The 13,038-nt window shown below is 40.2% G+C and carries 11 protein-coding genes; 3 read left to right on the forward strand and 8 right to left on the reverse strand.

Features of this window, described 5'->3' with window-relative positions:
* Together lnt and corC are read right to left on the reverse strand one after the other, a co-directional pair.
* The gene (gene lnt, locus EL121_RS09995; protein ID WP_039196445.1) at positions 1-1,512 is read right to left on the reverse strand and encodes an apolipoprotein N-acyltransferase; all 1,512 of its coding nucleotides are present in this window, start codon (positions 1,510-1,512) and stop codon (positions 1-3) included.
* Between the two features lie 95 nt (positions 1,513-1,607).
* Entirely contained in the window at positions 1,608-2,498 is an 891-nt protein-coding gene (gene corC, locus EL121_RS10000; RefSeq protein ID WP_039196446.1) for a CNNM family magnesium/cobalt transport protein CorC, read from the reverse strand.
* 172 nt (positions 2,499-2,670) lie between these two features.
* On the opposite strand from corC, the gene EL121_RS10005 reads away from it, so the two are divergent.
* The 3 genes from EL121_RS10005 to glpK all read left to right on the forward strand — a co-directional run bounded on the left by EL121_RS10005 (position 2,671) and on the right by glpK (position 5,834).
* Positions 2,671-3,273, forward strand: coding sequence for a curli polymerization inhibitor CsgI-related protein (locus EL121_RS10005; protein WP_039196447.1), 603 nt, complete (start codon positions 2,671-2,673; stop codon positions 3,271-3,273).
* A 234-nt stretch (positions 3,274-3,507) separates the two neighbouring features.
* Entirely contained in the window at positions 3,508-4,293 is a 786-nt protein-coding gene (locus EL121_RS10010) for an MIP/aquaporin family protein (protein ID WP_039196448.1), read from the forward strand.
* 38 nt (positions 4,294-4,331) lie between these two features.
* Entirely contained in the window at positions 4,332-5,834 is a 1,503-nt protein-coding gene (gene glpK / locus EL121_RS10015) for a glycerol kinase GlpK (RefSeq protein ID WP_039196449.1), read from the forward strand.
* A gap of 144 nt (positions 5,835-5,978) precedes the next feature.
* Here the strand turns inward: glpK and lpxA are convergent, their stop codons facing one another.
* The 6 genes from lpxA to rseP all read right to left on the reverse strand — a co-directional run bounded on the left by lpxA (position 5,979) and on the right by rseP (position 13,038).
* Positions 5,979-6,773, reverse strand: coding sequence for an acyl-ACP--UDP-N-acetylglucosamine O-acyltransferase (gene lpxA / locus EL121_RS10020; protein WP_039196450.1), 795 nt, complete (start codon positions 6,771-6,773; stop codon positions 5,979-5,981).
* Positions 6,774-6,800: 27 nt separating this feature from the next.
* On the reverse strand, positions 6,801-7,265 hold the full coding sequence (gene fabZ, locus EL121_RS10025) for a 3-hydroxyacyl-ACP dehydratase FabZ (protein ID WP_039196451.1): 465 nt from the start codon (positions 7,263-7,265) through the stop codon (positions 6,801-6,803).
* Positions 7,266-7,365: 100 nt separating this feature from the next.
* A complete protein-coding gene (gene lpxD, locus EL121_RS10030) occupies positions 7,366-8,391 on the reverse strand; it encodes a UDP-3-O-(3-hydroxymyristoyl)glucosamine N-acyltransferase (protein WP_039196452.1) in 1,026 nt (341 codons plus the stop codon).
* Positions 8,391-9,167 carry an OmpH family outer membrane protein gene (locus EL121_RS10035; RefSeq protein ID WP_039196453.1) on the reverse strand — a complete coding sequence of 259 codons (777 nt, stop codon included), beginning with the start codon at positions 9,165-9,167 and terminating at the stop codon, positions 8,391-8,393. The genes lpxD and EL121_RS10035 overlap by 1 nt, the downstream gene beginning before the upstream one ends.
* A gap of 113 nt (positions 9,168-9,280) precedes the next feature.
* A complete protein-coding gene (bamA, locus tag EL121_RS10040) occupies positions 9,281-11,662 on the reverse strand; it encodes an outer membrane protein assembly factor BamA (RefSeq protein WP_039196454.1) in 2,382 nt (793 codons plus the stop codon).
* Positions 11,663-11,724: 62 nt separating this feature from the next.
* Positions 11,725-13,038, reverse strand: a complete 1,314-nt coding sequence (gene rseP / locus EL121_RS10045; RefSeq protein ID WP_039196455.1) for an RIP metalloprotease RseP — start codon at positions 13,036-13,038, stop codon at positions 11,725-11,727.

Consider the following 13,038-nt stretch of genomic DNA (forward strand, 5'->3'; position numbering starts at 1 on the left):
CTATTTCTTTCTAAATCTTGCAAAAACCAAGATCAGGCAAAATAGGTTGAGTGCATAAATTAGCCAGCTACCTGTTTTAGCGAATAGGGTTTCGCCTTTGAGCGGCTGAATTTGTGTGGTCAGTACATTCGCTTCAAATTGAGGAATCTGTTCGATAATCTCGCCTTTAGCACCGATAACCGCTGTAATCCCGGTGTTTGCCGCACGGAGTAGCGGCTTGCCTAATTCGAGTGCGCGCATTCTTGCCATTTGGAAATGCTGCCAAGGGCCGATAGAGGCACCAAACCAGGCATCATTGGTAATTGTCAATAAATAATCCGATTGCTGTGCTTGTTGGTTTTGTTGCATTTGGTGACCGAAAATTACCTCATAGCAAATCGCCATATTAAATTTACGCTTTTTAGCGAAAAGAGGCTGTTGCACAAATTCGCCTTGCGATAAATTAATCGGCAGAATAAACACATCACGCATCCAATCCAATACCGAGCCGAAAGGCACATATTCGCCGAACGGCACTAAATGGTGTTTATTGTAACGTGCGCTATTATGCAAATCATAAGGTTGCGATTGATTACCTAACACCACCGCACTATTAAATAATTGCTCGTTTTCATTTTGGTAAAGTGTACCGATGATCACTTCACTGCCTTTTTCTGCGGCAACTTGCTGAAGTTGGCTAAGTAGCGGATAAATTTGCGTTTCTAATGCCGGAATGGCTGATTCAGGCAATACAATCACATCACTCTTACCTAATAATGGGCTGATTAAACGCTGATAGGTTTGTAACGTATAATCGAAATGTGCCGGATCCCATTTCATCTTTTGCTCAATGTTACCTTGTACAAGACTTACGTTAAGCGGTTGTTTTTGCTCATCAATTTGCACAAACGGAATAAATTTGGAGGCAAATGCTAATCCGCATAGTACCGCTAAGGTAGCAAGAGAAGTGGTCGTTTTTGCAGATTTTTTTACTAATAACACAAAGTAACCGCTTACAACCATCACAAAGAATGTGAGTCCTTCAACACCTAACAGTGGCGCAATACCGGCAAACGGGCTGTCAATTTGCGTATAACCGAATTGCAGCCAAGGGAAACCGGTAAAGACTACGCCTCGCAGATATTCGGTAAAGGTAAAAATCGCCGCAAGTGCAAAAGGGTTGCGGATTTGGAAACGTTGGGCAATGTAGCTGAACAGCAAATTATAAATGGCAAGATAGCAAGCCAATAAAAACACTGCGATATAGCTCACCACAAGCGGTACGCCACCGAATTGAGTCATACTGACGTGTACCCAATTTACCCCGACACAAAAGCAGCCGAGCGACCAAGCAAAAGTTGCCCAAAGTGCGGTTTTACGCTGCGGAAGTGTTGCCGACCAAATTAAGCCAGCAGCGGAAAGGTAGATGAGCCCCCAAATATCAAAAGGGGAATAGGCGAGTGTGCCTATGCTGCCGAGGACAGCAGCAAGCAAACAAGCGGTTAAAATTGATGGATTTTTTACAAATTTCATTTGAGATAGTTAATTAAGTAATAGAGAAAGATTCTTCGAAATAACGCAAATAAAAGGTGAGGATAAAACCTCACCTATATATTATGCTTTGTTTATTATTCTTCGTTGGTGATCAGCTGTTCCATTTTTTCCAGCTGTTCATCCGGTACGGTAACGCGTAATTGAATCAGACGGCGGCTATCGGCAGAAGTAACTTTAAAATCAATGCCTTCTAATTGAATTTGTTCGCCTCGCTGAGGAAGATGCCCAAATGCTTGCATTACTAAACCGCCCACCGTATCCACTTCTTCATCGGTAAATTCGGTCGCAAAGGTTTCATTGAATTTTTCAATATCAGTCAGTGCCGATACTGCATAAGTATGACGAGAAAGCTGACGAATCGGCTCGATTTCTTCTTCATCAAATTCGTCTTCAATATCGCCGACAATTTGTTCGAGAATATCTTCAATCGTAACTAAGCCCGATACAGCCCCAAACTCGTCCACAACAATCGCCATATGGAAGCGTTCCGAACGGAATTCTTTTAACATTCGATCAACGCGTTTACTTTCCGGCACAATAACCGCCGAGCGCAAGATAGCTTGCATATTAAACGGTTCGGAATCAGAACGTAGGTATTTCAGCAAATCTTTTGCCAGTAAAATACCTTGTACAGTATCTTTTCCATCATCTAGTATTACGGGAAAACGTGAGTGAGCGGATTCAATAATCAAATCCACGCAGGCTTCAAGCGGTAAATTGGCATCAATATAAACAATTTGCGGGCGGGGAATCATAATATCACGTACACGAAGTTCGGATATTTCCATTACCCCTTCAATCATTTCTTTGGTATCGCTATCAATCAGTTCATTTTCAACCGAATCACGAATTACTTCGACTAAATCTTCACGATTTTTAGGCTCGGATTGAAACAAACCACTAAAAATAGAATGTAAAAACGATTTCTTATCTTGCGAATTCACGCTTTGCTGTTCATCACTCATTGTATATTCTCTTAAAAAACGAAAGTTCTCTACCTTTGATTAAAGGTGAGATCAAGGCTAAAAATTATCATAAATTGAGGTGTTTGATAATAAAATTATTTCTATTTTGTTTAAATTAGCATAGCATAAGACGAGAAATTCTCATATTGATTCAATTTTAAGGAGCTTCTTAATGAAATTAGCGAAGATTGCAGTTGCGGTTGCAACACTGGCGGTCAGTTCATTTTCTATCGCCGGTACTTTGACTACATCGGATAGCGTAGAGTTATTAGCGTTTGATGGTCAGAAAGTAGCGAAAGGCACAGCAGGATTATCAATTGATAGTAAAGTGCATCAGGTGGTTGTGAGTGTAAGCGATATTGTTGACGGTAGTTATTTCTCAATTGATCCGGTCATTCTTACATTTAACGGTACGGATGAAGATGCGAAAATCGTTACTCCCAAATTTACCTCAAGTTTCGCTGTAGATAAATTCAGAAAAGAGTTAGATTTCAAAATCGAAACCGTATCAGGTAAAGAAATTAGTTATAAACGTGATTTGTTAAAGGGTGAAGGTTTTGCACCAAATTCTCGTGTTGAGGATAATCTTGCTAAATATAACGCAAGTAAAGCTGTTGCTTCAGTATCGGATTTTGCCAATGCGGCTTTAGAATCGAAAGGGCAAATGGTGATTGAAACCGCCAATGTGAAAGAAGAACAGTTACAAATTTTGTTCAAAAAAGCGGATAAAGAAACGCAAAAACGTTTCTTAGCATGGGCTAAAAAACAACAATAGTATTAATGAGCAAACACAAAGCCTCAGCAGAAATGCTGAGGCTTTCTTTTTGGGTAAAAATTTGAAGTGCATCACATTCTTATAACAAAAATGTGCTTAATGTCACAAATTTACACTTTCCCATTTGCGAAAAAAGTTCGTTTTTATATAGTGCGCTACGAAAACGTTTGCGTTTTCAAACATTTTATATGCTTATCTCGTTATTCCGTTTAATGTGTCCATAAGGGGGACTATATGGAAAGATCGTTAAAAGGCGCCTGTATTGCTGAATTTATTGGAACGGGGCTGATTATCTTTTTCGGTGTGGGGTGTGTTGCTGCAGCGCAATTAGCCGGTGCAACATTTGGTTTATGGGAAATTGCGATTATGTGGGGTGTTGGTGTTGCACTTGCCGTTTATACGACAGCCGGTGTGTCCGGAGCTCATCTTAATCCGGCAGTGACTGTTGCACTTTGGAAGTTTGCGTGTTTTGACGGTAAAAAAGTGCTTCCTTATATCGTTTCTCAATTTTTAGGCGCATTTACTGCGGCTGCCTTAGTCTATTTCTTATATAAAGATCTCTTTTCTGCTGCGGAAGCAGCAAAGAATATCGTGCGCGGTGAAAGCGTAGGTTTTGCCGGTGTTTTTTCGACCTATCCTCATGAACATATCAGCGTAGTACAAGCGTTTTGTGTTGAAGCAGTGATTACAATGGCATTAATGGCTTTAATTCTCGCGTTAACTGATGATGGTAACGGCGTACCGAAAGGCCCGATGGCACCGTTATTAATCGGTTTATTAATTGCTGCTATTGGCGGTGCGTTTGGTCCGCTTACCGGTTTTGCGATGAATCCGGCTCGTGATTTTGGTCCGAAAGTATTTGCATTCTTCGCCGGTTGGGGCGATGTCGCATTTACCGGTGCACGTGATATTCCTTATTTCCTTGTTCCTCTGATTGCACCATTTGTTGGCGCATTAGTCGGCGCGTGGGGTTATCGCCGTTTTATTGGTAAAAACTTACCGTGTAACTGCGAAAAATAAATTCACATCTTCATTAAAAAGCTATTAAGGTGATTACTATGACTAAAGAATACATTATTGCATTGGATCAAGGCACAACCAGTTCTCGTGCCGTGTTATTAGATAAAAATGCGAACATTGTTGAAGTGGCACAACGTGAATTTACTCAGATTTATCCTCAGCCGGGTTGGGTAGAGCATAACCCGATGGAGATTTGGGCAACGCAAAGTTCAACACTAAATGAAGTGGTAGCAAAAGCAGGGATTACGTCCGATAAAATTGCGGCAATCGGTATCACAAACCAACGTGAAACCACAATTGTATGGGAAAAAGAAACCGGCAAGCCGGTCTATAATGCGATTGTTTGGCAATGTCGCCGTACTGCGGATACTTGCGCAAAATTAAAAGCGGACGGACATGAGGCTTATATTCGTAAAACAACCGGTTTAGTGGTTGACCCATATTTTTCAGGTACAAAAGTAAAATGGATTTTAGATAATGTTGAAGGTGCAAGAGAGAAAGCTGAACGAGGTGAATTATTATTCGGTACGGTAGATACTTGGTTAGTTTGGAAATTAACCCAAGGTCGTACGCATGTTACCGATTATACCAATGCTTCTCGTACCATGTTATTTAATATTCACACCAAACAGTGGGACGATAAAATGTTGGAATTACTTGATATTCCTCGTTCTATGTTACCTGAAGTGAAAAATTCATCGGAAATTTACGGTGAAACCAATATCGGTGGTAAAGGTGGTGTGCGTATTCCTGTAGCCGGTATGGCGGGTGACCAACAGGCGGCGCTTTATGGTCATTTATGTGTTGAAGCGGGACAGGCGAAAAATACTTATGGTACAGGCTGTTTTATGTTGATGAATACCGGCGATGAAGCGGTTGAGTCTAAAAACGGTTTAGTCACTACTATTGCGTGTAATGCGAAAGGTGAACCGTGCTATGCACTGGAAGGTTCTATCTTTATGGGTGGTGCATCAATTCAATGGTTACGTGATGAACTGAAAATTATTCATGACAGTAAAGACTCGGAATATTTCGCTACTAAAGTGGAAAGTACGAATGGGGTTTATGTTGTACCGGCATTTACCGGATTAGGTGCGCCATATTGGGACCCGTATGCTCGAGGTGCGATTTTAGGGCTTTCACGTGGTGCAAACCGTAACCATATCGTGCGTGCTACATTAGAGTCGATTGCGTATCAAACTCGAGATGTACTCGATGCGATGCAGTCCGATAGCGGTAAACATTTGGCGACATTAAGAGTAGATGGCGGTGCAGTTGCTAATAACTTCTTGATGCAATTCCAAGCAGATATTCTGAATGCGAATGTTGAGCGTCCGGTTGTTCGTGAGGTGACAGCACTTGGTGCGGCATATCTTGCAGGGCTTGCGGTCGGATTCTGGAAAGATTTACAAGAATTACGAGGCAAGGCTTCGATTGAACGTACCTTTATTCCGGATACTGATGAGGCTAAACGTACTCGCCGTTATGCAGGATGGAAAAAAGCGGTGAAGCGTGCGCTTGAATGGGAAGAAGAAGCGTAAAAGAGTATGAGTTAAGCGGTCTGATTTGCAAAAAATTTTGTAAATTAGGCCGCTTGTTTATTGGCGGAAAGATAATCAATCCTATAAAAAAACGACCTTAATAAAGGTCGTTTTTGTTATCAAAATTTATTGATTAGCTAATAATTAGCGAATAATTCCACGTGTTGAACGTTTGAAGAAATCGAGGAATAATTTCACAGCAGGTTCATTTTCAGCAAATTGCTCGATTTCCGGAATGGCTTCTTCAATCGTTTTACCGCTACGGTAAATTAATTTATAAACGTTACGGATTGCGTGCATTGCCGGTTTGTCAAAACCACGACGTTTTAAGCCTTCTAGATTTACACCGAACGGTTGAGCGTGGTTACCTTGCGCCATTACGTATGGTGGAACGTCTTGGCTTACCATTGAACCACCGCCTAACATAACGTGTGAGCCGACAACAACAAATTGGTGAATAGCAGACATACCACCTACGATAACGAAATCATCTAACGTTACGTGACCGGCAAGAGTACCATTGTTTGCGATAATACAACGATTACCAATTGTACAGTCATGGGCGATATGAGTATTAATCATAAATAGGTTTTCATCACCGATACGAGTGATTCCACCGCCTTGTACTGTGCCTCGGTGAATGGTCACACTTTCGCGAATACGGTTACGGTTACCGATAATCACTTTAGTCGGTTCACCTTGATATTTTAAATCTTGGTTGATTTCACCAATACTTGCAAATTGGAAAATTTGGTTTTGTTCACCGATTTCAGTGTGACCATTAATCACAACGTGTGAATGAATAATGGTCTTCGCACCAATTTTTACATTTTTACCGATAACACAAAATGGGCCAATTTCAACGTGAGCACCAATTTGAGCCCCTTCTTCAATAACTGCTAACGGGCTGATTTTTGCAGTAGAATCGATTAATCGCATAGCGTCTCCTTTGCTACTGGGAGGAAATTATTTACGAGCACACATTAAGTCAGCTTCACAAGCAAGCTTGCCGTCAACATAAGCTTTACCGGTGAATTTGGTAATACCGCGCATTTCTTTTAAAAATTCAACTTCAAGTACAAGTTGATCACCAGGCACGACCGGACGTTTAAAACGTGCATTATCGATCGCCGCAAAGTAATAAAGTTCATCCGGACTCATCTTGCCGTGCGTTGCAACGGCTAATACGCCGGTTGCTTGTGCCATCGCTTCAAGAATAAGTACACCTGGGAAAATTGGGTTAGCAGGGAAGTGACCGGTAAAACAAGGTTCATTTACTGTAACGTTTTTAACTGCTTTTAACCATTTACCTTCTTCATAGTCCGTTACACGGTCAACTAAGAGGAATGGGTAACGATGCGGCAACATATTCATGATTTCGGTAACTTCAATTACTTTAGGTTCTCTATTTTCTTGTACTTCAATTGTCATTTACTTGACCTCATAATAAGGAAATTAAAAATTTAACTAAGACTTCAAAAGAGTGATGGACGCTAAAAAACGCCCATAACTCTTGAAAGTCAATTATTCACTATGGTGAGAAATGCTTTTCAAGCGCTTTCAAACGTTTGTTCATTTCATCGATGTTCATCGTAAGAGCGGCAGTTTTACGCCATTCTTTATTGGTTTGTGCCGGAATACCTGACGAATAAATACCTTTTTCGGTAATAGGTTTCATTACCATGCTCATGCCGGTAATAATCGCACCGTCACAGATTTCCATATGACCGTTGATTACGCTTGCGCCGCCAATTTGACAGAATCGACCAACTTTTAAACTGCCTGCCATAATCACACCACCGGCTACTGCTGTGCCAAAACCGATATGTACATTATGCGCAATTTGGCATAGGTTGTCGATAATCACATTATCTTCAATAACTGTAGGATCTAATGCGCCTCGGTCAATACAAGTACAAGCGCCGATTTCAACACGGTTACCGATAATCACACCGCCGGTTTGTGGAATTTTAATCCATTGACCTTTATCGTTCGCATAACCGAAACCATCAGAACCAATTACGGCAGAAGACTGGATTAAGCAATCTGTACCGATTTGAACATTATGATATACCGATACGTTTGCCCATAATTGGGTACGTGCACCGATTTTGGTATTTTTACCAACAAAACAACCTGCGCCGATAATCACATCATCGCCCAATTCTACGCCGCTTTCGATAACGGCGTTTGCGCCGACCGAAACATTATTGCCTAATTTAGCGTCAGGCGAAATAACTGCATGGGATGAAATTTGATTTGCAGCTTTAGGGGTTGAATCCATATATTGTGCAAGTAATGCATAAGCAAGATAAGGATTTTTAACAATAATTAAATTTTGAGATTCCGCACAAAATTCCACATCCGCTTCGCTGACAATAATCGCACCTGCTTGAGATTGAGCTAATTGAGGGCGATATTTGGCATTGGAAATAAATGTAATTTGTGATGAATTCGCTTTATCTAATGCGGCGATGCTAGAAATAGCCAAATCGGCGTTACCCTTTAGAGTACCGCCGATTTGCTCCGCCAATTCAATTAAACGGAAATTAGCCATTATTTTTTCGCTTCTTCTGGTTTAGTTTCGCTAGCAGGTTTAGCTTCGTTTGCTTTTGCTGCCGGTTGTTCAATTTTAATGTTCGGATGTTTTGCTTTTAATGCATCCAATACTTTTTCAGTAATGTCTTTGCTTTCATCTTCCGCATAAAGTGCAACTGAAGGTGGGAATACTAAAGTATAACCTTTAGATTTTGCGACCTCTTTAATTGTAGTATTGATTTCTTCTACTACTTGTTTTTGCACTGTTTGTGGATCCATACCACCAGCTTCTTGCTGTGCTTTATTTAATTTTTCTTGGAAAGCGTCTGCTTTTTTCTGGAATGCTTCCGCTTTTTTACCGAATTCCGCTTCACGTTTTTGGATTGCAGCAACTTTGTTTTGGAATGCTTTATATTCTGCTTCAATTGCATTTTGACGTGCTTGAATTTCTCTTGAACGTAAACGCGGCGCATCTTTTTCTAATGCGGCAGATTTTTTCTTAAGAGAAGCTTCTACTTTAGCTTGTTCAGCTTGTAATTTTTTAGCATCATTTTCTAACTTGTCTCTTTCGGCAGTTAATGCTTTGTTTTCATCCGCTAATTTTTTATCTTCATCGGCAAATTTGTCTCTGCCTTCTTTCATGAATTTGTCAAATTTTTGTGCCGCATCAATAGCAACCGGATGATTTTGTAATAAGTAGTTCGGATCAACAAAACCAATAGTATCACTTGCTTGAGCGAGACCTGCTGTCGTTAATGCTGCAGTGACTGCAGCAATTTTGAATAATTTTTTCATTTAAATATCCTTTAATGTTTTTAATTAATCATGACTGATTAAGTGGTATAAGCGGTAGGATTTTTCGTAACATTTGCAAAAAAGTTACAAAATCCGACCGCTTATTTTATATATTAGAATGAGCTACCGATGCTAAATTGGAATTGCTCAATTTCATCACCTGCATATTTCTTGATTGGTTTAGCATAAGAGAATGATAAAGGACCAATCGGTGATTGCCATTGGAATGCAATACCAGCAGAGGCACGCACGCGTTTATAATCTTTATAGTCAGGTAACGTAGGGTATGCCGATTTTTTCCACTTCGTATTCCATACACTTGCCGCATCAACAAATAATGAAGTACGTACATTGTGTTGGTATTTCTCGCTTACAAACGGAGTTGGCGTAATTAACTCTAAACTTGCCGTAGCCATTGCATTACCACCTACGACATCGTCGCTTGCAGAAGTAAACCCTTTATTTTGTGCAGCGTAGTAAATCGCTTTAGGGCCTACCGCACCGTATGCAAATCCACGTAACGAACCGATACCGCCGGCTGAATATAATTGGTAGAACGGCACTTCTTTACCGCCAAAGCCATTAGTAAATGCAGCGCCTACTTTGGTTGAGATTACCCATTTATGTTCGCGATTAAGCGGATAGTAATTTCTAAAGTCTGCATTTAAACGATAGTATTTATTATCCGAACCCGGAATGGTTACTTTACCGCCTAAGCTTGCTACCGTACCTTGTGTTGGGAAATAGCCACGGTTGAGGCTGTTATAGTTCCAACCAAATGAGAAATCAAAGTCATCCGCTTTAATACGAGGATATAGATTTCCTCCGTCTACGATTGGGAAATTCATCGATTTCACGTATTTTTCACGCGTAAATTCACGTTCTACGTTACTTAATTTGTCGTGAGTATAACCTAAACCTAGGTAGTATGAATTATTTTCATCTACAGGGAAGCCTAATGTACCATTAATACCGTAAGTTTTACGTTTATATGATGCAGAAGTATCATTATCTGAGTTATCGTAATCTTCATAGAATACGTTGCCGCCCAAACTCACGCCGTCTTTTGTGAAGTACGGCTCGGTATAACCTAAGTTTACACTAGTACCGTAGTCATTACGTGTACCGCTTAGACTTACGGTTGAACCCATACCTAAGAAGTTATCTTGTTTGATACCTGCTTGGTAGCTAATACCACTTTCCGTACCATAACCGATACCAAAGTTAATCGAACCAGTGTTACGTTCTTTAATTTTATAAACAACATCCACTTGGTCATCGGTATTTTGAACGTTTGGCATTGTCATATCGACTGTTTCATAGAAGCCGGTACGCTCTAAACGAGATTTACCTAATGCAACCGCACTTGTTGATAACCAAGCCCCTTCTTGCTGACGCATTTCACGGCGTAAAGTTGAGTCTGCTGTTACATCATTACCTTCGAAGCGAATCTTACGCACATAGATACGGCGACCGGCATCAACCACAAAGTTAATTTGTACGGTACGATCTTGTTCGTTAAATTTCGGATATAAATCTACTTTAGCTGAACCGTAACCGTGATCACCTAAAACTTGTTTAATACCTTCTTCGATTGCCGCTAATTCACTCTTACGGAATAATTGGCCCGGTGTGAAATCTTTTAATAATGCATTAAGCTCATTATCTAGTTTGGCTGTGTCGCCGATGATACGAATTTCGCTGATATTGTATTGAGCACCTTCACGAAGCGTATAAACTAAATCAACTTCAGTTTTTTTATCGTTAAAGTTTACCGCCGTATCTTGCAATGCAAATTGCGCATAACCGCGATCCATATAGAAATCACGTAATGTTTCTAAATCTTTATTGTACGCTTGTTGTTCGAATTTACTGCTTTCAAAAATATTCCACCATGAAACGTCAGGTTGAATATCTAAGCGTTTTGTTAACTCTTTTGAGCTAAATGCCTGGTTGCCTTCAAATTTGATATTTTTTACATAGGCAACATCACCTTCAGTAATGTTTAATTTTACGTTTACACCACCGTTTTCAGCACGAGTCGTTGTCGTGTCGATTTTCGCTTCATAACGGCCAATAGAATGGTAATGTTCTAATAAACCTTGTTTGAAGCCTTCTAATTTTGCAGCATCAAAAACTTCGCCTTTACTGATAAGGTTAGCTTTTAAGTTATCTTGTAGCGGATCTTTAGGAATTGCACTATTACCTTCAATATCTACGCTGTTAATTAAAGGACGTTCCGCAACTTTAATCACTAAGGTATTACCTTCGCGAGTTGCACGTACGTCTTCAAAGCGATTTTGCACAAAAAGCTGTCTTACCACATTTGCTACATCGTTATCGGTTGCGGTTTGACCTACTTTAACGGGAAGACTAGAAATAATCGCTTGCCCAGTTTCAGGCTGAACGCCATCTACACGAATATCTTTTACAACGAAAGGTGCCGCTGCAACACCGTTTGCAAGTAAAAGTGAAGAAAGTAATAATTTTTTCATTGAAATTATCCTATAAATGTTTGCAAAATTATGAGCGGAAATGACCGCTTATAACCTATGAATTAAAAATGAATGAGATCATTTATAAAGGCAAAAGCCATTAAACCGAGAACAAATACGACACCTAATTGTTGGAATCGCATTTGAATCACAGATGGTATCGGCTTACCTCTTACCGCTTCACCCGCAAGTAAAATGAGTTGTCCACCATCAAGCGGCAGAATTGGGAAAAGATTCATTACGCCCAAATTGACACTAATCAATGCCATAAAACTTACATAATAGATCCAACCAATTTCAGCGGTAGCCCCGGCACCTTTTGCCATAGAAATAGGACCACCCATATTTTTTAAAGAAAGCTCGCCGGTGAGTAAATTACCGATAAATTGCAAGATAGTTTTCACTAAACCCGCTACTTTCTCCAAACTTTTCCAGAAAGCACTAAGAATATCATACTTTAATTCTGTTCGATACTTATCCGCAAGTGGCTCATAGCTTGGAATAATACCGATTAAATAGCGCTCATCTTTTTTCTCCGGTTGCAACGTAAGTTGTTTTACGTTGCCATTCTGTTCAACTGTCAGAACAATCGGGTTTCCAGTTTGAACCTGTTTAACTAAATCAAGCCAGTTAAATGGTTGCTGGTTAACCGTTAAAATTTTATCTCCGGTGTTTAGCCCGGCTTTTTGCGCGGGAGAATTTTTTGCAACTTGTTTGATTTCCGGTTTTACAATGCCACTTTTAGTGCGAATACCCAGAGTAGTTAACGGATTTTCTTTCGTACCGTCCACATGCCAATTTGAAAGATCTAATTGGAAGCGTTGCAATCTATCTTCATCAATTAACGAGCCTTCAATTTCAACCGATTCTTTACCGATAGAACCAATGAGAGCAAGTGTCACTTCTTCCCAATCTTGGACATTTTGTTCGGCAACTCGTTTTAATTCAAATTCTGTCGGCAGTTTAGCTTGTGCGGCAATGGTATCCGGCAACACCTCTCCGATAACCGGTTTTAGTGTCGGCATACCATAGCTAAATACTAGCCAATAAGCCATTATCGCAAATAAAAAATTCGCCATCGGACCGGCAACGATAATGAAAGCTCGTTGCAAAACAGATTTATTTTCCAACATCTGTTCTTTAGGCGCTTGGTATTCGCTTTCACCGTTATACATCTGCACATAGCCACCGAGTGGAATCAGTGAGAAAGCAAATTCTGTTCCTTGCTTATCGGTTCTCTTGAATAGTACTTTGCCAAAACCGATAGAAAAACGAATCACTTTTACGCCACATTTACGTGCCGCCCAAAAGTGACCGTATTCATGTACAAAAACCAGTACGCAAATTAAGATAAAAAATGCAATAACAGAGGTCAT

The sequence above is a fragment of the Actinobacillus equuli genome (assembly GCF_900636745.1).
In the GTDB taxonomy this organism is placed as follows: domain Bacteria; phylum Pseudomonadota; class Gammaproteobacteria; order Enterobacterales; family Pasteurellaceae; genus Actinobacillus; species Actinobacillus equuli.